Raw genomic sequence first — 22,823 nt, 5'->3', positions numbered from 1 at the left:
GGCAGGTTCTTACGTGTTACTCACCCGTCCGCCACTAAACCCCGAAGGGTTCCGTTCGACTTGCATGTGTTAAGCAGACCGCCAGCGTTCATCCTGAGCCAGGATCAAACTCTCCATTTTGAAGAATCTGTTTTTTTGGCTCTAAAACTTGTTTCTCAAAGTTTTAGAATTTTTTGCTTTTTCAGAAAGTTTGTGTTAAACTCCCCGATTAAGAAGAAATTCTTAAAGACGAGATATATAGAATGTGCTAACTTGGCTTTCAAACTCTTTAGTTGTCCAGGTTCGGCGTGCCGTCTTTGTTTTTCGACACTCTTATTAATCTAGCAGCCTTTCTTGGCTGTGTCAACCCTTTTTGAAAAATTTTTTTTGATTATCTTGCAGCCCTTGATTGGAAAGGGTTTGAGCTATTTTGGAGATTTAACCCATTTTTGAGATCCCTTTCTTGCTAGGAACGGTTAGTACACAGAGGGGGAGATTGGGTAGGGTGGCTGAAGGGGAAATATCTAATCTCAATTGATCTGAAATATTGAATTAGGCTACTCCACAGGTTTTTGATGGCTTACGGAATCTTTCTAGGTGTTGCTGTAGCTAGGGAGGCGGGTATAGCATTCTGCTTCAGTCGTTGAGGTAGAAGCTTTTTGAGATCAGAAGGTCATCATGATAAAACTTCTATAGGATTGGGGTTTAATGCAGACTGACTGTTTCTCAATCGTCCAACAGAGGCAAAACTAACGGATATTTTCAGCAATCATTTTGTTTTTATTACAAATTTTGATATTCCTAGTGCCTAACCTGCCAGACTCCTCTGAGGATTTTCGATGTGAACTGACTATAGATATAGTATAGAAGCTCTGAAAATGATTCAGTGGGGTTTAGCGGGTGATCTAAAATCCAATACTTCCTAAAATTCTCCTAAAGGCTCCTATTATGATTAACGATGCTCAAAACCCAGAAATTCAAGCGGAATGGGATTTACTCAATTGCCTATTTCCCAATGAGTCACCGTACCCTTGGAACCCCCATACGATGGAGGCTGAAGCTTATTTATTAAAGCAAGAAGCTCCCGATTTTTTGGTAGAGGCGTTTACCGACGCTGAACTCGCTGAAAGCTCTCAACGGTTTATCGGTAAAATAAATCAGCTTTGGTTGGCCACAAGTTTACAAACCTCCTTATTACAACGTTTTGCTGAACAAATACCCCATGAGTTGTTACATCGGTTGGTACAGGTAACCACTCGTATCACTCAACAAGTTTCTTCACAAAGTCTGTCATTGGCGGATCAATTAGTCTACTGTGTTCAAGAACTACTACCTCAATGGTCACAGGAAGATTTACAGGTTTTAGCCCGTCCTTTTGCTTATGCAATGCGAGGCGGGGAACTTGAAGGAATGGAAGTCGGTTCCCCTATAGTAGGATCAGGGTGTTGGTCTGAGTTATCGGAGATTGAACAAGCTAGAACTTGTTTCGTCATTGCTCGTTATGCCTTATCGGAGATTGTATCCGCTCAGGAAAACGCTTAATATGGCTTTCCCATAGCTTGGGATCAGTAAATTAAAATTTTTTTGGGAAAACCTCTAGTCATGTTTCTGATCCTGTGCTATATTAAAAAATCGTATGGCGAGCGTAGCCAAGTGGTTAAGGCAGAGGATTGTGGTTCCTCCACTCGTGGGTTCGAGTCCCATCGTTCGCCCTTATAAATAACTAACAACCTTATGATCAAGCAGAGATTTTAAGGGAAAACCTAAAATGGATTTAGAAATCATTCCATGAACTCCTTTTTGCGGAGAATTAACCACTTGAGTAATTCTAAAATTAGCGGCTAGAGAACATAAAACATAAGCCTCCTCTGCTTCTAATCCAAAGAATTGTTGTAGAACATCAATCATTTGTTTTAAAGCCGATTCAAACGCTAAATCTAAGGTTTCTGCAAATCCCATAGTAATGATATCCGATGGCGTTTCTGCAAGGGGAGACGTTAACAATATATTTTTATGTAAATTCAGTTTAATTTTACCCTTCATTGAGGTTTCAATTGCGGTAACATTTACTTCTCCTTCTCCTTGTGCAGAATGCCCATCTCCAATGGAAAATAACGCACCGGGAACAAAAATAGGTAGGAATAAACGAGAACCCGCTTGCAATTCTGGGTTATCTAAATTGCCGCCATAAATTCCGGGCGGAATTGAAGATTGTTGGGTTTCTGGAGTCGCCACCCCTAGAATTCCAAAAAAGGGTTTTAAGGGAATTTTAATCCCTGAATTGAGAGGAAATTCAGCAATATTTTGCTCTAAATCTAAGGGAATAAACCGTAATCGAGATTCAGAAAACTGTTGCGGTAAAGCGCCCCAACCCGTGCGAATTGCATTAAATCCCATTGCTAAACGAGGATAAATTTCCTCTAATTGAATTTCTAAGACATCTCCCGGTTGTGCTTCTCGAATATAAATTGGCCCCGTTAATAGATGGGAACCTGGCCCTACAATGCGTTCTGGGGGTAAATGCTGGCAAATTTCTACTAATTCGGGGGTGAGAAAGGCTTCTGGTGCTTCCTGATAAATTTTGAACCCTGTATAAGTTTCGACTTCAATGGAATCTCCAGAGTTGATCACTAAAGCCGGAGGTAAATTGCAGGAGAACCCCCCTAAATGAACCGTTGTACAAGTCGCTTTGAGTGTATGATGATTCATGGGATTGAAACGTCGGTTAATCCTTAATTAAAACATGAATTTAAACCGATTAAAGCGATTTCACAGATTCAGTCATTTTTTTAAAATTTATGTAATTAGAATATTTAATTTTAATTAAGGCTCTAAATTGTTGTAGATTTATCAGAAAAAAGAGGGCAAAATTAATGACAATTATTTCAGGAATAATACAATTTATCAATAAAATTTTCACTCAACCTATTAGATTAGGTGAAATTACAATTTCAGTGAGTTTAATTATTACCGTCATTATTTCATTATTGGCTGTTATTTTAATAGCCCGGTTTTTTACTAATTGGTTACGGGATAAATTATTGGTCAAATGGGGATTTGATGAAGGTAGCCGAGACGCGATCGCTACAATTTGTTATTATTTTGTCATTGCTTTAGGGTTTATTATTGTTCCTCAAGCCTGTGGTTTAGATATTCGGTCTTTAAGCTTTTTAGCTGGAGGTTTAGGGATTGGGATCGGTTTAGGTTTCCAGGGATTAGTTCAAAATTTTGTAAGCGGATTAATTCTCCTAATTGAACGTCCGGTTAAAGTGGGAGATTATATTGAAATTGATGATTTAGAAGGAACGATTCGCAAAATATCAATTCGTGCTGCTACAATTTTAACCAATGATGGAATTTCAATTATTGTCCCCAATCAAACTTTAGTCAGTGGAAAAATCATTAATTGGAGTTATGGAAATGTTAATAGTAGAATTCATATTCAAGTTCCCGTTGCTTACGGAAGTGATCCAGTGTTAGTGACGGAAGTTTTATTAGCAATAGCACGCCGAGAATCGAGAGTTTTATCTTATCCCGCACCTCAAGTTTGGTTAAGAAGTTTTGGAGATAGTGCGATTAATTTTGAGCTTTTAGTTTGGATTGATCAACCCAAAGCTAGACTTCCGATCCAAAGTTCATTAAACTATATTATAGAAACTGAGCTTAAAAAAAACAATATTATTATCCCCCTTCCTCAAAGAGATTTATGGATCAAAAACCCTGAAGAATTGCGAACAATTTTTAACCCTTATCCCGTTGCTGTTCAGGCTTCTCCTCAAGGTCAATTTTCTGCCATTCAAACCGTTGAAGAGTCTGAGGGTTTAGAACTAGAATCAACAAACCCCCTATCCCTACGAGATTTATTAAGAAAAGTCGTTTATTTTGAACAGTTTACCGATTTAGAATTATTAGGATTAATTGAACAAGGGTATCGAGAAACTATCCGATCAGGAGAATTTATTTTTCATGAAGGAGATCCAGGAGATGCCTTTCATATTATTCTTTCTGGTTCAGTGGAAATTATCTCGGAGAAAGTCAACAAACATATTCGCAATTTAAACCCAGGGGACTTTTTTGGAGAACTTTCCTTAATTATGGGAATTCCTCGCACGGCTGCTGTCCGAACCTTAGAAACAACCATTTTATTTGTTGTGGATCGAAATGTATTTCATCATTTTTTATCCAGTTATCCTCAATTAGCAGATCAAATGGCTGAAAAATTAGTAGAACGGAAACAAGAACTACTTCAACGCCAACAACTGTTAAGAGAAATGGGAATTTTAGGCGAGGAAGAAGATTTAGATAACAATCCACTGGTTTGGGTTAGAAAACGGATGAAATCACTCTTTGGAATTTAATTTAAAATTAACTATGAAAATCCAACATTCTTTATCTTTATTCGGATTCATTTTTGCTTCTGTTCTTGTTCCTCCTCTCGTTCACGCACAACCAATTATTCCCGCGAATGATGGAACAGAAACTCAAATCATTCCCCAGAATAATCAATGGAATATTCAAGGAGGTCAACGATCTTCTGATGGGTCAAATTTATTCCATAGTTTTCAAAATTTTAATGTTAATACAGGTCAAATTGTTAATTTTATTTCTGAACCCAATATTCAAAATATTCTCGGACGAGTAACGGGGGGTCAAGCTTCAATTATTGATGGCTTAATTCAAGTTCTTGGCGGGAATTCCAACTTATTTTTAATCAATCCTGCGGGAATTATTTTTGGGTCTAATGCGAGTTTAAATATTCCGGCTGCCTTTACGGTGACTACGGCTGATGCCATTGGTTTTGGACAGGGAAATTGGTTTAATAGTATTGGGAATAATAATTGGTCAACCTTAGTAGGAACGCCGAGTGAATTTCAATTTAATTCCCCTCAACCAGGTGCAATTATTAACTTAGGGCAATTGAATATTAATTCGGGACAATCCTTAAGGTTAGTGGGAGGAACCGTTATTAATGAAGGCAGCTTAAATGCACCATCAGGAGAAATTTATGTACAAACAGTTCCGGGTCAAAGTTTAGTTAAAATCAGTCAAATAGGTCATGCTTTAAGTTTGGAAATTACGCCTAATTTAACCGCTAATTCTGTATTTATCAATCCGCTTTCATTACCCGAATTATTAACAGGTTCTGGATTAAATTCTGCAACTCAAACAACCCTTAATCAAGCTGGAGAGGTTGTTTTAAGCAATGGATTATCCGCGAATTCAGGGGATGTGATCATGACTTCTGGTGCCAGAGTTAATGCTCAAACTGCTAATCTACAAGCCGTTAATAATTTAACATTAGTTGAAAATCAACTTTCAACAACAGGTGACTTAAATTTAATCGCTACAAATACCGTTACAATTCGAGATGGACAAACCCCATTTAAAGCCAATGCAGGCGGAAATTTAACAATTCAAGGCAATCAAAATATTGATATTTTAGCGTTAAATCACCCTATTACCCCCTTACAAAGTCAAGGAAATATGACCTTAATTAGTGATGGAATTATTTCAGGAGACGCTCACTTTTCCTCTAGGGGAAATTTTAGCATTTTAAACCTTAGAGGAACCGGAGGAAACTTTGTCAGTTTATATGATCCTATTATTAGCTCAGAAGCAGATGTTATTTTTGGAGACTATACCGGATCTTCTTTAAAAATTGAATCCAAAGGGGCAATTTCCGGCGGAAATATTAATATTACAACTCCCGATACTAGCCTGACCAATATAACAGATCCAGATGCAGAAATTCTCAATAGTAGTCCAGCATTAATTCTACAATCTGGGGTGCAAACCTTAGCTAATCCCGTTAATTTATCCCCTAATTCTCAATTCACAACCCCTGAAAATCAAATTATATCTACTCAGGATAATGGATTAGCTGGAAATCCATCAATTTCAGTAGGTGAAATTAGCACCGCAGGGGGCTTAGTCCGTTTAGAATCCGCGAGTGAAATTACTGTCAATTCTATTGCAACTCAAGGGGGAAATATTAACCTTAATGCTGTTAATAATATTTTGGTCACAAATACATTGAATTCTCAAGGAGGGAGTATTAATTTAACCAGTGGAGGGGTCTTGCAAGTTCAAGGAACTCTGCTTGATCAAAATGGAATTCCAGTTAGTATTTCTTCGGCAAATGGTAGTAATGGGGGTGCAATTACCATTCAATATCAAGGCGGAGAAACTGTACCCTTTGTGATTGGAGATGCAACGTTAAATGGAACCGCAGGAGCAATTACGACGGGTTCAGAAACGATTCAACCTCCAGTTACAATAGTCAGTAATTCTAATCCTTTTACTCAAGGAAATATTACAATTCTAAATGCAGGAATTCCTTTGAATAATAATACAACTGTGAATCCCCAAGAACCAACAGAAGTTATAGATGACTTAACCGTTGATACAGATGAACAATCGGGGGATAATCAAGCAACTTCTCAGGGAGTCATTGATGAAAATTCGCCTCTAAGTTTAGAAGAAGACAATTCAGTTACTTTGAATGAAAATTCGATGAATGAAGGGGATAGTCCCTCGAACACTGATGGAACTACGACTCCAGAAGAACCTGAAAATACTGATGGAACTACGACTCCAGAAGAACCTGAAAATACTGATGGAACTACGACTCCAGAAGAACCTGAAAATGCTGATGGAACTACGACTCCAGAAGAACCTGAAAATGCTGATGGAACTACGACTCCAGAAGAACCTGAAAATGCTGAAACTGCTGAAGCAGAAACCCCCATGAATCAAACGACACAAGTTGCTTCTGTAGTTCCTGATATAGTAGAATTAAAAACAGAGATTAATAATAATTTTGAAATGGGGAATGTTGAACAAGCACTATCAGGATTAGAGAATTTAATTAGCTATGAATATTCTAATTATTTGGGAACAAATTTTAATAACTCTCAACCCCAATCCTCTCAAATTCCACAAATATTATCCAATTTAGACCATCAAACGAATACTAAGTCTGCACTGATTTATGTTTATTCCAGGGAAAATCGATTAGAAATCGTATTAGTGCGTGCAAATGGTTCGATTGTGCATCGAAATGTTCCCAATGTGAATCAAAAAATATTAGTCGATTTAATCAAAGAATTCCGATTAGAAGTGAGTAGTTTGCGTAAAAATCAACAAGGTACTTACTTACAAAAAGCAAAACAATTATATGAATGGATTATTGCCCCGATTGAACCCGAATTAAAACAAGACAATGTTGATATTTTAATGTTTACAATGGATGCTATTTTACGAGGAATTCCCTTGGCAGCGCTTTATGATGGCAAACAATTTTTAGTCGAAAAATATGCCTTAAGTTTGATTCCGAGTTTTAGTTTAGTCAATACTCAATATCATTCAACTGCTGAAGCAAATGTATTAGCAATGGGAGCTTCGGAATTTCAAGATCAAAATCCCTTACCTGCCGTTCCCCTTGAACTCTCAACGGTGACATCTGAACTCGGTACAAATCAATATTTTCTCAATGAAAATTTTACCTTATTTAACCTTAAAAATCAATACCAAACCAATCCTACCCCAATTATTCACCTCGCTACCCATGCCGATTTTAAACCAGGAGACGCGAGTAATTCTTATATTCACTTGTGGGATCAAAAACTTCCCTTAAATCAACTTTCTCAATTAGGATTAAGTGATCCAACAGTTGATTTACTCGTTCTTTCTGCTTGTCGAACTGCGGTGGGTGATAAAGATGCAGAATTAGGATTTGCGGGGTTAGCTGTTGCTTCCGGCGCAAAGTCAGTATTAGCAAGTTTGTGGTATGTGAGTGATGAAGGAACATTAGGGTTAATGAGCGAATTTTATCACCATTTAGAAAGAATGGGTATTAAAGCAAAAGCTTTACAATCGGCACAAATTGCCATGATTCGGGGTCAAGTTCGCATTGAGGACGGTCGTTTAATTTTAGTTAATCAAAACCAAGAAATTACCCTTCCTCCTACTCTAAAAAATCTCAATAATAACGATTTAAACTATCCCTATTATTGGGCAGCATTTACCTTAGTCGGAAGTCCTTGGTAAGATAAAAAATAGAATATCACCCTCTGTAGGGGCGAGGTTTTCTCGCCCTAAAACATACCTGCAATTAATCTAAATTATCCGGCCAGAGATTGCGTTCCTGTAACCATTGCTTATTAAACAATTTAGATTGATAACGAGCACCCCCATCACATAAGACCGTAACAATGGTATGACCCGGCCCCATTTCTTTGGCTAAAGCAACCGCCGCCGCCACATTAATGCCAACAGAACCTCCCATAAATAATCCATCTTTTCTTAATAGTTGATAAATCACTCGTAACGCTTGATCATCATCAATGGCAATGGCATCATCAATGGGAACGTCCTGCATATTAGCCGTAATTCGACTATTTCCAATACCTTCAGTAATTGAATTCCCTTGAATTGTAATTTCTCCGGTTTTCACATAACTATATAAACCACTCCCCATCGGGTCAGCAACAACGGTTTTAATCTGAGGATTTTTCTCTTTTAAAAATAGCGAAACTCCAGCAAAGGTTCCTCCCGTTCCCGTTGCAGCCACCCAAGCATCAACTTTTCCATCGGTTTGTTGCCAAATTTCTGGCCCGGTTGTTTCATAATGAGCTAAACGATTGGCTAAATTATCAAATTGATTCGCCCAAACCGCATTTTCCATTTCTGAGGCTAAACGTCCTGATAATCTAACATAATTATTTGGATCTTTATAAGGAACAGCCGGAACTGGACGAACTTCTGCCCCTAATGTTCTTAAAGCTTCCATTTTCTCAGGAGATTGAGTTTCAGGAATAATAATTAAACATTTATAGCCTTTAGCATTACAAATATGGGCTAATCCGATTCCGGTATTCCCTGCGGTTCCCTCTACAACAGTTCCACCGGGTTTGAGTAATCCTTTTTCTTCTGCATCTTTAATAATATATAAAGCTGCTCGATCTTTAACAGACCCCCCCGGATTTAGAAATTCTGCTTTCCCCAAAATTTCACAGCCTGTTTCATCGCTGAAACTGTTTAATCGAATTAAAGGGGTATTGCCAATTGTGCCAACAAAACCGTTTTTAATGTCCATGAACGATGTCCTAGTTAAAATTTTGCAGTGGGTTTCTTTCATTTTAGAGATTAACAGGACTTACGCAAAAACCCGATTTCTGATTCTTGCCTTCAGAAACCGGGTTATGTTCTGCTGATGCGTTTATTTATTCGGTTGAGGAGTCAGACGTAAATAAGGTTTGACTTCTTGATACCCTTTGGGGAACTTCTCTTTCAAGACTTCTGGGTCTTTGAGGGAAGGAACAATCACACAGTCTTCTCCATCTTTCCAGTCGGCCGGAGTAGCGACGCTGTAGTGGTCAGTCAGTTGCAGAGAATCAATTACCCGCAAAATTTCATCAAAGTTGCGTCCGGTGCTTGGTGGATAGGTTAAGCTCAGACGCAGTTTTTTGTTAGGGTCAATAATAAAAACAGTCCGCACCGTAACCGCCGCATTCGCATTGGGATGAATCATGTCGTACAATTCGGACACTTTGCGGTCTAGGTCTGCTAAAACCGGATAATTAACAACAGTATTTTGAGTTTCGTTAATATCTTGAATCCAACCTTTATGGGACTCCGCATCATCCACACTCAGAGCAATGACTTTAACGTTGCGTTTGTCAAATTCGGGTTTTAATTTAGCAACGGTTCCCAATTCCGTTGTGCAAACGGGAGTATAGTCCGCCGGATGAGAGAATAACACCACCCAGCTATCCCCAGCCCAATCATAAAAGCTGATGTCACCTTCGGAGGATGCTTGAGTAAAGTTAGGTACGGTATCCCCAAGTCGAAGTGTCATAGTTAATATCCTGTAATTTCAATTCAAGCTTGCTCTTTCATCATACCCCACTTTTCCCATCGGATTCAAGGAGTTATATAAAAAAAGGGTTTCAATCTCTAAAAAATCGTAGTTTAGGGGTAGTATTTTTTTATGAATTTTATAAATTAAGACAGAGGGATGTAGCCATGTTGTGTTTAACAGAAGAAGAATCTGAAAAACTCAAAGAACGGCAGATACAGTGCAATCAGTTAGTTGAAAAACACAATCAGGCGATCATAGATTGCAATCAGTCAACTATAAACGCGATGAAAAATAATCCATTTGTAAGCGTAGATTCACTAAAGTTGATTGAAGAGTATAATAAAATACTGGTAGCAAATAAAGAAGTAGTTCAAGATTTAAACAAACTAAACATAGATCACCAACAATTAATTTTTGATTACAGTATATTAAAACTAGGAAATACCTGTTTGGGATGGCTTTTAGCTATAACTTACGGTGTTCTGTTCATAAAATGGATCATAAAAGTTGAACGAAAAATGAGTAAGCGAGATGAGCCAAAACCTATACCGATAAAATTTGCCAAAAGGACGAACCCCAAAAAGGGCGATCGCTTCTAATTATTTTACCGGAAAGCAATAAGGCCATGTCGTTAGCAACTCTTTCTCCTACATAGAGTTTATAGTTTTATCTTTATCTTTTTTTGACTTATCAATCTTGCCTTTTAGATCGGCTTCTCCAAGATGATGTCCAGCTTTATTAAAAACTTCTAAGTGAGCAGCTTTACCACAATGTAAATTATCTACATACCAATACCTACCTGTATCTATTTCGCGGTACATAGCTCTACCTTGATAATAGCTTGAAGTTTTTTCAAATCTTTTTTCTTCTCTTAGTATAGTCTGTTCATCTGTGGGAGGGTCTTTAGAAGATTCATCATATTCTAAGCGACTTAAATTCAATATATGTTCTAGCCAAGAGTCAAGGGCTTCTTTTTCATCAACACCATCTAATTTTATACAATTTACTTCATCATTATTTTTAATGATCGTAATTAAGCAACACTTAGTAATATGTGGATGGACAACTTTAAAACTAGACTGTGTAAAATTAATCAATAAATAGGTTGAGTTACTATTCTGCAATTTCCTCTCAGCGACTTCTGCTAATGATGTATCATTTACAATTTTGTACTCTTTATTTTCATTACCCATCAAACAATCAAACGAGTCTGTTCGAGAATGTACTTGTTCTTCACGCCACTCTTTAGCATTCAATTTGTTAAAAACAATGTTTATAAAATCTCGTTTAAGCGACTTATCTTTAATATTATTTAAGCTTGCAGAAAAATTAGAGCCTTTTATCGCTTCATAGTTGACATATAATTTACTATCCGCCTTATATATTTGTTTGTCTTTGACTTTTTTAAGCAGATCGAAAATAGCTTTAAATTTTATTATTGCATCCTTGAACTCGATATCATTAATATACTGTCCCTCAAGGGAGACTTCATTAATAAAAATTTCCATTTTAGATTCCAAAAAGACGTTCAAAATCTTGATCCATTTGGTCGAAAAACCCTGGAGGCCATTCTTCAATTCCTCCATTAGATTGAACAGGAATTTGTACAACTGGTTGTTCTGAATTTAACTGTAAGCATAATATGTTTAAATCTTCAGTGTCAAGAATTTGATCAAGTACAGCTATTCGCAAAGCATTCAAAACATGATCGCTATGTGATTCAATAAAAACTTGTACGCCACAACTGCTAACCTTAGCTAGAAAGTGAGTTAGTTGCGATTGTGCTTTAGGATGTAAATGCGCTTCTGGATTTTCTACAATTAATATTTCACCTTCCCTAGCAATTAATCCTGAAACAATAATTGGTAAAACGCAATGGTATCCAAAACCAACATTAGCTGGTTTATAACGGTCTTTTGAGTCATCGGTATTCAATAAAAGTTCTAAAATATTACTTATTGATTTAGATATTTCTACTTTAGCTCCGTCAAAAACATAACTTAGCCATTCTTCTGTTTGATTAGATAATGTCTTTGCATCATTTCCCAGACACAGCTTTTCATTAACTAAATCATTTCTTTTTTTATCAAGCAAATTTACGGTAAATTCGCCTTTTGCTCCCACATTAGGAAACTTATTCAAAGTAGACTTAAAATAAAATTCTTGTGGGCCAATACGATCAGCTGAAATGTAGTGGATATGACTAAAATTGAAAAATTCATCTACTAAGGTAGGGTCGGAATCATTAGGTATTAAATTAGTTAACGAATAGTTGTCTAAATTTTGATATTCGTTATTGGAGTATTCATTTATATTAAAATAATTATTGTTTTCACTCTTTAAATACTCTCTTTTTATCGGAATATTATTGTCTAAATTAAATTGATTACAGAAATTGATTTTGCTGATTTCTGCTACCATATCATCATCTAAATTTTCTTTTAAATAATATTCAATATATTTATCAAAAACTGTGTTATTAATATTTCCTTGAATAAAAAATTTAAGTACAATGGATTCATCTCTTGAGATATTGCTATTTCTAACATCAACAAAATTTCCCAGTTTTACACAACTTCCATTCAATAGAATTTGGGTTATAAATTCACTATACTCAATAGATTGTCGCATTAAAAGTAAAGCTTGTAAAAGAGTAGACTTACCAAGCCCATTTTTGCCTGTTAGCAGGTTTATCTGTCTTAAAGGAAACTGTATTTTATCTTTAAAGCACTTAAAGTTTTTCAACTCTATTTTAGTTAGCATTTTCTACGTCTCCTAAAATTTTTTGTGCCAGTTTAAAGCGAGTGATGACTTTAGATTTGCTGCTAGTAGAATCTCGTATAGAATCTAAATATTCTTGATTTTCAAGCAATTTAGTAAAATTATTTTGAATAGAATTTTTGTTGTTTTTTAAAAAAACATCACTACTAATAGAAAAACAATAGCACACAGACTCAAACATTGCAATATTTATTCTTCCCCTATTTTTACCAGAGGGTAAACGAAAATTTTTAGTCCCAAAAAAATCAAAAGTTAAATTCATGACTCGCTCAAAATCATTTTCTAATAACTCTATTTTTTTATAATCCATCAAATTAATCTCTTTCATGGCACGCTCTACAAAATCACTTAGATCACCTTGATAATCTTTTTCATAATCAAAAATTTTAAAAGCTAAGTAACGCAAAATAACTTCTCTATCTTTCATCCTTTTAGCTGAAACGCCATTATCTATAGCCTTTCTAAAATATTTTTTTTCTGATAACTGTTTTAGCAGCTTCGTTGATTTTCCTGAAAAGATACAGTTTCTAACTTCTTGACGTTGAAGCCTAGTTCCTCCTGTATTAATTCTATTGAAAATATCATAGACAACTTTAACAGGAACAGAAGGTTTAATAAAATATATGTAAAGTTTTTTATCTTCAATCCTGGTTTGATAGTCACCGGGGAGTTCTTTAAGTTCTGAAAAGTTGTAGCCATTCAACTTAGTCAAAGCTTGTAAACCACTTAATCTAAATTTGTCTTTAACAAATTCATGTAAAGCTGTAGTCCTCTGTAAACCATCTACAATAATCAGTTTTCCCTCTTTCGTTTGATTTAAGTACCAGGGAGGAAGTGGGAAATTTAGGATAACAGATTCAATAAATTTACTTTTATTTTCTAATTCCCATACTACATTACGTTGAAAATCTGGATCGGTAATCAGCTTGCCATTATCATATTTCCTCAATAACTCAAAAACAGTTTGAGGATCTTCTCTAATATCAATATCTGCTTGAGTTGGATCGTAAGGATATAATCCACCACTATCACCACTATCCTCTTCAGCAGTATCTTCATCTGTTTCGATGACATCGCTTTCATGCTCGGTAATTTTATCTAGTTCAAGCCGTTCTTTGATTGTGGCTAATTCGCCTCCACTCATAGATGGTTGTGTCACGCTCAGTCCTCCAAAAGAGTTTTTAGCTGATTAGCATTTATTTGAGATTTTAACACCCGTCTCAGAATCAGTCCTCAATTTTCACCAGTATCTTGAATAACTAGGGTTGGTTGCCTACACTCATAGGGTTAGCGGGAGTCCTTTGGCTCCGTTATGATAGTCTAAATAAAAATAGAGTCTTGGGAACAAATACAAGAGTGGATATTGTAATTGGTCGGGGCAAGGCTGCCCGCAGAGCTTATGGCATTGACGAAATTGCGTTAGTCCCTGGACAACGCACCCTTGATCCTAGTTTGGCAGATACAACGTGGACAATTGGTGGCATTCAACGAGAAATCCCCATTATTGCGAGTGCTATGGATGGGGTAGTTGATGTTCGCATGGCGGTAGAATTATCTAAATTGGGGGCATTGGGAGTATTGAACCTAGAAGGGATTCAAACCCGTTATCAAGACCCAGAACCGATTTTGGATCGGATCGCTTCAGTTGGGAAGGATGAGTTTGTCACCCTGATGCAAGAATTGTATGCAGAACCCATCAAACCCGAATTAATAACCCAACGAATTCAGGACATCAAAAGCGGTGGCGGTATTGCGGCGGTAAGTGCTACACCTGCGGGAGCGAGTAAATATGGTGCGGTTGTGGCTGAAGCTGGGGCTGATTTATTTTTTGTACAAGCAACGGTGGTGTCAACAACATTCCTTTCACCGGAGTCCGTTATTCCTCTGGATTTAGCTCAATTTTGCCAAGAAATGCCCATTCCGGTGATTTTGGGCAACTGTGTCACTTATGATATCACCCTGGATTTGCTCAAAGCGGGGGCTGCGGGAATTTTAGTTGGGATTGGCCCCGGTGCGGCCTGTACCTCACGAGGGGTTTTAGGGGTGGGGGTTCCCCAAGCAACGGCCGTAGCCGACTGTGCCGCAGCGCGGAATGATTTCTATCAAGAAACCGGGCGTTATGTCCCCATTATTGCCGATGGCGGATTAATTACCGGAGGAGATATCTGTAAATGTATCGCTTGTGGGGCTGATGGGGTGATGATTGGTTCTCCCTTTGCTCGTGCCAAAGAAGCTCCGGGACGGGGTTATCATTGGGGAATGGCAACCCCTAGCCCGGTGTTACCGCGTGGAACTCGGATTCGGGTGGGGACAACGGGAACCTTAGAACAAATCCTGCGTGGCCCTGCTCAATTGGATGACGGGACTCATAATTTATTGGGAGCGTTAAAAACCAGTATGGGAACCCTTGGAGCGCAAACGATTCCAGAAATGCAGCAGGTGGAAGTTGTGATTGCTCCTTCGCTGTTAACCGAAGGGAAAGTCTACCAAAAAGCTCAACAGTTAGGAATGGGTAAGTAAATTTACGGAGAAAGGGTTCAAGGATTCTTGACGAAACTTGTTAAACAGTCGTAATTTTTACAACTCAACCTGGAATTCTGGGAAATAAAATGGCACAATAGAAGAAGCGGAGACGTATGTTTCCGTTCACTCCTCACACCACACTCCGCCTGAACTTTTGTTCGGGCGGTTTCTTAATTTTAGAAATTAGAACCGACCCGCTTAGATTCGCTTGCTCCTAGGATAAGGATAACTGCTCATTTGTGCAAGTCGTTAGACAAAAATTTTGATAACGGGGTATCAGGTGAGTAATTGTTCAACTGAATATCCTTTTGCGGTAAGATTGGTTTAAGGGTCTGCCTTGAAAAATCCACTTAAATCTAGGCGAAATGAATTAAGCCTTGTCCCCATAATAAGGTTGGATTTAATTTTGAAGAGATTTAAGCTCTAATAGAGCCAGGGTTTCCCCTGTTCCCCTGTAACGTTATCCCTCTAGGGATAGATGATCTAACTCAAATCATTGCATTTGAGCTAAGTTCTCCTAATGGTTAATTCAAGCCCGTATTGAAATATAATAAGGAGTTATTGCCGAGTTAACAGCTTGCTCAACATCCGAGTAGGATAGACAAAAACAAAGCAAAAACTGGAGAGCATTAATCTCCTCTCTGGCTTCGTCTACTGTTCGACAGTCAGTGGACGGATAATCTAATTTCTTGTAGACAAGAGGGTAGGAAGGCTGTTAAATCTAAAATTAACGCTTTGCCTATTCAATCGGTTAAGCAAGAAGCTCTCGTTAGATACTCTTGTGTCTACGATGAGACTGTCAAATTTGATAGGGTCTTATATATAAGGATTTCTAGGGATGTCCAACGCCTTAACAGTTACTGATGCTAGTTTTAAGGAAGATGTGCTTGACAGCGAAATCCCAGTGTTAGTGGATTTTTGGGCGCCTTGGTGCGGGCCTTGTCGCATGGTTGCACCTGTTGTCGAGGAAATTGCAGAGCAATATGCCGGACAAGTAAAAGTAGTCAAGCTCAATACAGATGAAAATGCTACTACTGCTAGTCAGTATGGTATTCGCAGTATTCCGACTCTGATGATTTTCAAAGGAGGTCAAAGAGTGGATATGGTTGTGGGTGCTGTTCCTAAAACGACATTAGCGTCTACTTTAGAAAAGTATCTGAAGCCAAATACCTGAAGTCGTTAGGGAACACTGTTTAATCATTGTTGCAGGGGTTGACAACTCATCTAAACAACTGACTTCAAAAACAATCCATTTGAGTCAGTTGCTAGACGGAGTTCTTGAGTCCTCCAAAATGATATTCGAACCTCAAGCTCATTATTCACGGGTGTTGCGCCTTGGAACCTTGGGTCTGAGGTGCTTTGTTGTACGCGATAAAATCTTATGAACTCCTCTGACATTAGCCAAGCGGTAGATTCTCTACAAGCAGATATTATTCAGTTAGTTGATCAACTGCCGAATTTAAAGCATAAGAAGTGGATTTCACGAGCACTTTCGAGCCTAGTTCACATGGCTGGGGAAGAATTTGAAACTCTGGATTGGAAAATTATTTCCGCCTCTTTGCTGGACTTAGAACGAGGGTTTCAAGTTTTTTATCCCTATCGCCATGTTCGCAAAATTTGTATTTTTGGTTCGGCTCGGATTCCGGCTAATACTCAAGAGTATCGTATGGCGGCAGATTTTGCCCGATTTGTCACCCAGCAAGGATTTATGGTCTTAACTGGGGGTGGAGGGGGAATTATGCAGGCGGGAAATGAGGGGGCGGGTCTGGATTTATCATTTGGATTAAATATTCAACTTCCCTTTGAACAATCTTCAAATCCGTATATTGAAGGGAATAAAAAAGCAATTATGTTTAAGTATTTTTTCACGCGCAAGCTGTTTTTTTTGCGTGAAAGTGATGCTTTAGCCATGTTTCCAGGGGGGTTCGGGACGTTAGATGAAACCTTTGAATGTTTAACCTTAATTCAAACGGGAAAATTTGGCCCTGCTCCGTTGATTTTAGTGGATCGTCCGGGGGGGGATTATTGGTACGATTTACATCAATTTATTGAAAAACAAATGCTCAATCGGGGATTGATTTCACCGGATGATCCCAGTTTTTATACGATTACGGATGATTTGTCTATGGCTTGTGAAGCGATCGCTAATTTCTATCGAGTTTATCATTCAAGTCGCCACGTTAAAGATAAGTTTGTGATGTGCTTAAAATCGGAATTATCAAATGAGCAAGTGGAACAACTTAATACCGAGTTTCACGATATGTTATCGAAAGGAAGAATTGAGAAAACGAAAGCTTTCCCTGAAGAAATAGGGGGCGAAACCGAAGGTTTACCGCGTCTAATGTTCCATTTTAATCAACGTCGTGTTGGACGATTATATCAAATGATTTATAGGATTAATAAGATGGGAGCGACTTCCCCAGAAGCGGCGCATCCAGAGCAGAAGTAGGGACAAGGGGACAAGGGGACAAGGGGACAAGGGGATAAGGGGATAAGGGGACAGGGGACAAGGGGACAAGGGGATAAGGGGATAAGGGGATAAGGGGATAAGGGGACAAGGGGAGCAGGGGAAGCGAGGGGAGAAATTTCTGTTTCCTATTGCCTATTGCCTATTCATTGCCCATTCGTAATTCGTAATTCGTAATTCGTAATTCGTAATTCGTAATATGAACAATTTGTTTGAATTTGAACAGGATTTTGTTAAGGCTTTGAATTGTATTCCGATGGTTGTGCGGTATAAACTGGATAGCTGTGGGGTTAAGTTGAAGTTAGAACATTGGAATAAATTTCCCCATGATGTTCGTCAACAATTAGTAGAAAAACCGATCAGTACACCGGAAGAAATAGCAGCCTATCGGAGTTTATTGTATCAATTAGCAGCACAATATACCAATATTCCCTTAAAGGATTTACCGATTGATGAGCATCCCCTTTGGTTAGATTCTACTGAATTACCGGATATTGTGCAGCAAAAAGCAGAGGAAATGGGGGTTGAGATCACGTTAAAACACTGGCAGAATTTAACGCCATTACAACGATTTGCTTTACTAAAGTTGAGCCGTCCTAGCCATGAGAATAAAAACTTTTTACCTGCTTTAAGAGAATTTAAAATTTTATAAAAAATCATCACAACTTTTTTAGGATTTTGAGTTAAAATATAAATAATTCCGGTTTTGTTGTACTACATTTTCAAGAAAAATCGATAAAATGGCATTAGTTTTTTGACTTGTAAACCCATTTAATTCACATTCTGGGGAACTGGTTATGATCCATAGTATGAAATTTTCAACAGCCGCGATTGATTCTGTAAAAGATGAGGATGAGGAAGAAGAATCAAATTTAGATTATTTTTATGATGATCCGGGTACACCACCGGGAACCTTAGATGTGGAAGCGGATGATCCGCCACCTGAAATGGTTTTAATTGATTATAATGATGGGATGGCGACTCGTTTAAAATTAACGACACCGGAAGAATGCGCGCCTTATTTAGATACTCATTCTGTTTCTTGGTTAGATATTTTAGGGTTAGGAAATCAAGACACTTGGGAACGCATGGCGAAGGTATTTAATTTACATCCCATTGCCTTAGAAGATGTGGTGAATGTTCCCCAACGTCCGAAAGTGGTAGAATATGATGGTCAACTGGTAATTGTTGCCTGGATGGTAACGCTTAAGCCCGGTGAAGATCCGCTACATAAAGAACAAGTTAGTATTATTTTAGGAAAAAATTATTTGCTAACGGTACAGGAAGAAGCAGAATATGATTGTTTACAACCTGTGCGCGATCGCATTCGTTATAATCAAGGGATTATTCGCAAACAAGGAGTGGATTATTTAGCTTATGCGATTTTAGATGCCATTATTGATGGATTTTTCCCTGTCTTAGAAGAATATGGAGATATTTTAGAAGAATTAGAAGACGAGGTTGTGTTTAATCCGGTTCCTAAAAATCTAGCTAAAATTTATAGTATTCGTCGAGATTTATTTACCCTCAGACGAGCTATTTGGTCACAACGAGAAGCCATTAATGTGTTAATTCGAGATGGAAGTGATTTAATTAGTCCAGAGGTTCGGGTTTACTTACGAGATTGTTATGATCATACAATTTTAGTGCGGGATATGGTCGAAACTTATCGAGAATTATCTTCCGATTTAATGGGAATTTATATGTCTTCCATGAGCAATAAAATGAATGAAATTATGAAGTTACTCACCGTAATTTCAACGATTTTTATTCCCCTAACCTTTGTGGCTGGGGTATACGGAATGAATTTTAACCCCGATAGTTCCCCGTTAAATATGCCTGAACTCAATTGGTATTGGGGTTATCCGGTTTGTTTGGGACTAATGTTTATGATTGCCTTAGCCTTATTCTTTTTCTTCTGGCGACGAGGTTGGTTTAATAGTTTTTCCAATCCTCAAGATGAAAACCCGTCTATCCGGTGATGAATTTGCAAAGTGCAACCCCCTGGGTTAAAATCTCCCTCGATACTCAATCATTATTGTTTACTGGTTGCCTACAGCCATCGTTGCTAATTGATCATGCAAAAAATAAAACCTAATTTAATTTTAACGGTGGGAGTTGCGGTACTGCTTGTTGGGGGTGGAATTGCCGCTTACTATACCTTAGTTTCGCGTAAATTTTTAGAAGGTGTTCCCCTCGGTGCAAATGTTGTTCCTTCTGAAGCAATGGTGGCTGTATCTCTGTCCACAGATAGCCAACAATGGGACAAATTAAAGCAATATGGTACACCCCAATCTCAAGCGACGTTAAAACAAGTCTTAAATGATTGGCAAAATCGGGTATTAACCGAAAATGGCTATGATTATCAGAAAGATATTCAGCCTTGGGTCGGAAAAGAAGTGATGATTGCCTTTTTACCAAATTCTAGTTTACTATCAGGAACCCCGCCCAGTACGGAAGCATCTACAACCTTAAATCAACAAGCGACGGTGATGGTATTTCCGATTGCTAACCCCGCCAAAGCTAAAGAATTATTATCACAACCGAAAACCTTACCTCAAGGTCAAACAACTCAACGATCTTATCGAGGAATTGATATTATTGAAACCCAAGGAAATCCCAAACAAAATTATTCTATTGCGGTTTTGGGACAGGATTTCTTAGTGGTGACAACTGATCCCAATGCAACAGAACGCGCCATTGATACCTATCGGGGTTCAGGTTCTTTAGCGAGAACTCCAGGATATGCGACGGCTTTGAATACAATTAAAACCGGAAATCCCTTTGCTCAAGTTTATCTCAATATTCCCGTTGCTACAACCGTGGCATCTTACCGTTCTCGAAATCCTATTCCTGAGAAAAATTTAGAACAAGTTCAACAACATCAAGGATTAGCAACTAATATTAATTTAGAATCTCAAGGGGTTGGGTTTAAAGCTGTATCTTGGTTAAGACCCAATAGTCAGAAAAAATTTACCGTTGAAAATAAAGCTCAAGCCATCCTCAAACAAATTCCAGAAAATACATTAATGATGGTTTCTGGAAGTAATTTAAAACAAGTTTGGGAAGATTATACCCAAGGTGCAAATGCTAATCCTATAGCACCGTTTAATCCTCAAGTTTTGAGTTCTAGTTTTAAATCTTCAACGGGACTGGAATTAGAAAAGGATGTTCTCAAGGGGATGAATGGAGAATTTGCTTTATCTTTAATTCCATCCACTCCAAATCCCAGAGCTTTAGAACGATTTGTGGCGGGATTAGTATTAATGGTAAAAGTGTCTGATCGCAATGCAACCGATAAAACCTTTACCCAATTAGATGAGGTGATGAAGAATAAAAAATTTAAGGTGAGTGAAGTTAAAATTAAAGACCAACCCGCAATGCAATGGGTTTCTCCCTTTGGGGGATTTGTGGTAACTCGGGGTTGGTTAGATGGGAATTTAGCTTATATTACTTTGGGGGGATCAGTTGCGGATCAAATTGTTCCTTTACCTTCGGTTTCTATTACCTCTAACCCGGTATTTCAACAAAGTATCCCGATGGGACTTAACCCCAACAATGGTAACTTTTTTATGAATGTTGAACGAGTGTTTGATCCGAATGTCAGAACCTTATCATTACCCCAACTTCCCCCTCAGCAAAAGGTCTGGATTGATGCGATTCAATCGATTGGATTAACAACGGCTATTCTAAATGATCGCACCAGTCGTTATGATATTTTTGTTAAAGTTAAAACCCCAACAACCCAACCGACGACTGCACCTAAAACTCAACCTTAAATTTATTTTTAGAGATGAGAAGAAGGTTATTCTTCCTCCTTCTCATCTTTATGGGTTCCTGTTTCTGTAACAGGATGCAGCAATTCTGAGCGAAATTGATAACGAGTTTTTGGCTTTAAATACTGACGTTGCAATTGTTCCCATTTTTGCCAAGATTCATAACGATTTTGGGCTAATAAACCCATAAAAGTCGGGAGTTTAGAGTTAATTTTGAAGGGTATTTCTTCAGCTATTTTTTCTCCTAAAACCATGCTATCTTGAATATCACCTAAACACTCCTGAATCGCTTTTATATCTTCTAAATAGTTAGAATAGGTAGAAGAATAGAAATCCGTAAATAAATTCATTTGATAACGCACTCGTTTAACTTGCTTTCTTAAGCTATGCAAAGATTTTCCCTGTTTATTTAAAATTTCTTCTAAAGTTTCCAAAGAAATAGGGTTAACTTGATCTTCACCCACTTGCCAACCAGGATGTAAGAATAACTCACTGATTTGGGGGAGTAATAAATCGGGGAGAACTTCATCAATGGGTAGCTTTTCCAGAGGGGTAAAACAAGGTTCTTTGATCCAATTTTGTAAATCTTCTTTCAAGTTTTTATAGGTTTTATGGTCTAAGACCCATTCCACAACTCGAAAGGCTTTGTGACGTTGTTTCACCCAACTCATTAATATTTTATCTAGGGTTTCTTGTTCTGATGGCGGTAAATGGGGATAATAATGGTTTTGTAAGGTTTCTAATAATACGTCTAAATCTCGTAACTTCCCCAAACGCCGCGCAATCTTACCTATTTTTTCATCTTCAGCCGATTCGGGTAAGTCTAAAACTGGAGCAAAGCCAACAATTGCTGAACGTAACCGTCGCATTCCCACCCGCATTTGATGGAGTTCTTCAGGATCATCATCTTTTAAAACATCAGATTCATGACTTATGACTTTTTCCAGATGTTTTTGAATCGCTTTTACAGCCCAATATCCTAAAGTTTGGGTTTGAGGATGAGTATTGATTTCCATTTTAAAAATATACGGGTTCTAATCTTTATTGTACTGGTCTTATTCTGCAATCTATCGCACGAAAAGTAGAACTGATCTTCCTGATCAAAATTTATAACTCTTCATCTGTAATCAGGTTTCTAAAATTCAGTTTAGTCTCCTACCACCTGGGTTTTTAATTTAGTCATCAAGGTTTTAATCTGGCTATAGGCTTGCTTTGGAGACAGTCTTCCATCGGTTTCTAAGCTAAAGATTTGAGTGAGATCAGTAGCAAACGCTTCCAATTGAGATTGATCCGATACACAAGGCACCTGAGTCTCCCAATGATCAACCTGAGTTTGAGCAGAAAAATCTGGAGTTAGTCTCATCTTTGTATCCAAACACTGCTAATTTTAATTGTTTTGTTTGTTTAACAATTAAGTTTTAATCATAGATAAAAA

At 37.8% G+C, this 22,823-nt stretch carries 18 protein-coding genes, 1 tRNA gene and 1 rRNA gene; 11 read left to right on the top strand and 9 right to left on the bottom strand.

What is annotated here, in order from left to right:
* Window positions 1-120, bottom strand: a 16S ribosomal RNA gene (locus tag H6G57_RS10790); the annotation flags it as partial.
* 807 nt (window positions 121-927) lie between these two features.
* Between H6G57_RS10790 and H6G57_RS10785 the strand changes: the two genes are divergently transcribed.
* Together H6G57_RS10785 and H6G57_RS10780 are read left to right on the top strand one after the other, a co-directional pair.
* Window positions 928-1,521 (top strand): hypothetical protein, encoded by a 594-nt coding sequence (locus tag H6G57_RS10785; protein ID WP_190518447.1) that lies wholly within the window; start codon window positions 928-930, stop codon window positions 1,519-1,521.
* Window positions 1,522-1,618: 97 nt separating this feature from the next.
* A tRNA-His gene (locus H6G57_RS10780) sits at window positions 1,619-1,691 on the top strand.
* 1 nt (window position 1,692) lies between these two features.
* Here H6G57_RS10780 and H6G57_RS10775 read toward each other — a convergent pair.
* Window positions 1,693-2,688, bottom strand: a complete 996-nt coding sequence (locus tag H6G57_RS10775) for an acetamidase/formamidase family protein (protein WP_190518445.1) — start codon at window positions 2,686-2,688, stop codon at window positions 1,693-1,695.
* Window positions 2,689-2,852: 164 nt separating this feature from the next.
* Between H6G57_RS10775 and H6G57_RS10770 the strand changes: the two genes are divergently transcribed.
* Complete coding sequence (locus tag H6G57_RS10770) at window positions 2,853-4,337, top strand: mechanosensitive ion channel domain-containing protein (protein ID WP_190518443.1); 1,485 nt, start codon at window positions 2,853-2,855, stop codon at window positions 4,335-4,337.
* Between the two features lie 13 nt (window positions 4,338-4,350).
* Window positions 4,351-8,028: a CHAT domain-containing protein gene (locus tag H6G57_RS10765; RefSeq protein WP_190518441.1), complete on the top strand. Its 3,678-nt coding sequence runs from the start codon at window positions 4,351-4,353 to the stop codon at window positions 8,026-8,028.
* A 64-nt stretch (window positions 8,029-8,092) separates the two neighbouring features.
* On the opposite strand, the gene H6G57_RS10760 is transcribed toward H6G57_RS10765, so the two are convergent.
* The gene (locus H6G57_RS10760) at window positions 8,093-9,076 is read right to left on the bottom strand and encodes a cysteine synthase A (protein WP_190518440.1); all 984 of its coding nucleotides are present in this window, start codon (window positions 9,074-9,076) and stop codon (window positions 8,093-8,095) included.
* A gap of 123 nt (window positions 9,077-9,199) precedes the next feature.
* Complete coding sequence (locus H6G57_RS10755) at window positions 9,200-9,838, bottom strand: peroxiredoxin (RefSeq protein ID WP_190518438.1); 639 nt, start codon at window positions 9,836-9,838, stop codon at window positions 9,200-9,202.
* A 167-nt stretch (window positions 9,839-10,005) separates the two neighbouring features.
* On the opposite strand from H6G57_RS10755, the gene H6G57_RS10750 reads away from it, so the two are divergent.
* Window positions 10,006-10,440: a hypothetical protein gene (locus H6G57_RS10750; protein WP_190518437.1), complete on the top strand. Its 435-nt coding sequence runs from the start codon at window positions 10,006-10,008 to the stop codon at window positions 10,438-10,440.
* Window positions 10,441-10,488: 48 nt separating this feature from the next.
* Here H6G57_RS10750 and H6G57_RS28685 read toward each other — a convergent pair whose 3' ends face one another.
* From H6G57_RS28685 to H6G57_RS10735, 3 genes are read right to left on the bottom strand one after another with little or no spacing between them, the layout of a single operon-like run.
* The gene (locus H6G57_RS28685; RefSeq protein ID WP_199314164.1) at window positions 10,489-11,349 is read right to left on the bottom strand and encodes a hypothetical protein; all 861 of its coding nucleotides are present in this window, start codon (window positions 11,347-11,349) and stop codon (window positions 10,489-10,491) included.
* 1 nt (window position 11,350) lies between these two features.
* The gene (locus H6G57_RS10740) at window positions 11,351-12,604 is read right to left on the bottom strand and encodes a DUF3696 domain-containing protein (protein ID WP_190518435.1); all 1,254 of its coding nucleotides are present in this window, start codon (window positions 12,602-12,604) and stop codon (window positions 11,351-11,353) included.
* Entirely contained in the window at window positions 12,594-13,781 is a 1,188-nt protein-coding gene (locus H6G57_RS10735; protein WP_309235843.1) for a DUF262 domain-containing protein, read from the bottom strand. Before H6G57_RS10735 ends, H6G57_RS10740 begins: the two co-directional genes overlap by 11 nt.
* A 197-nt stretch (window positions 13,782-13,978) precedes the next feature.
* Here H6G57_RS10735 and H6G57_RS10730 point away from each other — a divergent pair, with 197 nt between their 5' ends.
* The 6 genes from H6G57_RS10730 (at window position 13,979) to H6G57_RS10705 (ending at window position 21,391) form a co-directional block, all read left to right on the top strand.
* The gene (locus H6G57_RS10730; RefSeq protein WP_190518433.1) at window positions 13,979-15,142 is read left to right on the top strand and encodes a GuaB3 family IMP dehydrogenase-related protein; all 1,164 of its coding nucleotides are present in this window, start codon (window positions 13,979-13,981) and stop codon (window positions 15,140-15,142) included.
* A gap of 841 nt (window positions 15,143-15,983) precedes the next feature.
* Window positions 15,984-16,319 carry a thioredoxin gene (gene trxA / locus H6G57_RS10725; protein ID WP_072717683.1) on the top strand — a complete coding sequence of 112 codons (336 nt, stop codon included), beginning with the start codon at window positions 15,984-15,986 and terminating at the stop codon, window positions 16,317-16,319.
* A gap of 207 nt (window positions 16,320-16,526) precedes the next feature.
* On the top strand, window positions 16,527-17,594 hold the full coding sequence (locus H6G57_RS10720; protein WP_190518432.1) for an LOG family protein: 1,068 nt from the start codon (window positions 16,527-16,529) through the stop codon (window positions 17,592-17,594).
* 217 nt (window positions 17,595-17,811) lie between these two features.
* A complete protein-coding gene (locus tag H6G57_RS10715) occupies window positions 17,812-18,264 on the top strand; it encodes a nitrate reductase associated protein (protein WP_190518430.1) in 453 nt (150 codons plus the stop codon).
* A gap of 157 nt (window positions 18,265-18,421) precedes the next feature.
* On the top strand, window positions 18,422-19,594 hold the full coding sequence (gene corA, locus H6G57_RS10710; protein WP_242048938.1) for a magnesium/cobalt transporter CorA: 1,173 nt from the start codon (window positions 18,422-18,424) through the stop codon (window positions 19,592-19,594).
* Window positions 19,595-19,690: 96 nt separating this feature from the next.
* Window positions 19,691-21,391, top strand: coding sequence for a DUF3352 domain-containing protein (locus H6G57_RS10705; protein WP_199314162.1), 1,701 nt, complete (start codon window positions 19,691-19,693; stop codon window positions 21,389-21,391).
* Window positions 21,392-21,417: 26 nt separating this feature from the next.
* Here the strand turns inward: H6G57_RS10705 and H6G57_RS10700 are convergent, their stop codons facing one another.
* Window positions 21,418-22,404, bottom strand: a complete 987-nt coding sequence (locus H6G57_RS10700; protein ID WP_190518427.1) for a CHAD domain-containing protein — start codon at window positions 22,402-22,404, stop codon at window positions 21,418-21,420.
* 131 nt (window positions 22,405-22,535) lie between these two features.
* Window positions 22,536-22,751, bottom strand: coding sequence for a hypothetical protein (locus tag H6G57_RS10695; RefSeq protein ID WP_190518425.1), 216 nt, complete (start codon window positions 22,749-22,751; stop codon window positions 22,536-22,538).
* Window positions 22,752-22,823: the final 72 nt, after the last annotated feature.

The sequence above is a fragment of the Planktothrix sp. FACHB-1365 genome (assembly GCF_014697575.1).
Classification (GTDB): domain Bacteria; phylum Cyanobacteriota; class Cyanobacteriia; order Cyanobacteriales; family Microcoleaceae; genus Planktothrix.
Note: the sequence above shows the minus strand (reverse complement) of the source record. Positions and strands in the feature narration are given on the sequence as shown.

Excerpts from the sequence above, each read along its gene's own strand:
- H6G57_RS10785 (WP_190518447.1), top strand. The coding sequence starts at position 928 with ATGATTAACGATGCTCAAAACCCAGAAATTCAAGCGGAATGGGATTTA.
- H6G57_RS10775 (WP_190518445.1), bottom strand. The coding sequence starts at position 2,688 with ATGAATCATCATACACTCAAAGCGACTTGTACAACGGTTCATTTAGGG.
- H6G57_RS10770 (WP_190518443.1), top strand. The coding sequence starts at position 2,853 with ATGACAATTATTTCAGGAATAATACAATTTATCAATAAAATTTTCACT.
- H6G57_RS10765 (WP_190518441.1), top strand. The coding sequence starts at position 4,351 with ATGAAAATCCAACATTCTTTATCTTTATTCGGATTCATTTTTGCTTCT.
- H6G57_RS10760 (WP_190518440.1), bottom strand. The coding sequence starts at position 9,076 with ATGGACATTAAAAACGGTTTTGTTGGCACAATTGGCAATACCCCTTTA.
- H6G57_RS10755 (WP_190518438.1), bottom strand. The coding sequence starts at position 9,838 with ATGACACTTCGACTTGGGGATACCGTACCTAACTTTACTCAAGCATCC.
- H6G57_RS10750 (WP_190518437.1), top strand. The coding sequence starts at position 10,006 with ATGTTGTGTTTAACAGAAGAAGAATCTGAAAAACTCAAAGAACGGCAG.
- H6G57_RS28685 (WP_199314164.1), bottom strand. The coding sequence starts at position 11,349 with ATGGAAATTTTTATTAATGAAGTCTCCCTTGAGGGACAGTATATTAAT.
- H6G57_RS10740 (WP_190518435.1), bottom strand. The coding sequence starts at position 12,604 with ATGCTAACTAAAATAGAGTTGAAAAACTTTAAGTGCTTTAAAGATAAA.
- trxA (WP_072717683.1), top strand. The coding sequence starts at position 15,984 with ATGTCCAACGCCTTAACAGTTACTGATGCTAGTTTTAAGGAAGATGTG.
- H6G57_RS10720 (WP_190518432.1), top strand. The coding sequence starts at position 16,527 with ATGAACTCCTCTGACATTAGCCAAGCGGTAGATTCTCTACAAGCAGAT.
- H6G57_RS10715 (WP_190518430.1), top strand. The coding sequence starts at position 17,812 with ATGAACAATTTGTTTGAATTTGAACAGGATTTTGTTAAGGCTTTGAAT.
- corA (WP_242048938.1), top strand. The coding sequence starts at position 18,422 with ATGAAATTTTCAACAGCCGCGATTGATTCTGTAAAAGATGAGGATGAG.
- H6G57_RS10705 (WP_199314162.1), top strand. The coding sequence starts at position 19,691 with ATGCAAAAAATAAAACCTAATTTAATTTTAACGGTGGGAGTTGCGGTA.
- H6G57_RS10700 (WP_190518427.1), bottom strand. The coding sequence starts at position 22,404 with ATGGAAATCAATACTCATCCTCAAACCCAAACTTTAGGATATTGGGCT.
- H6G57_RS10695 (WP_190518425.1), bottom strand. The coding sequence starts at position 22,751 with ATGAGACTAACTCCAGATTTTTCTGCTCAAACTCAGGTTGATCATTGG.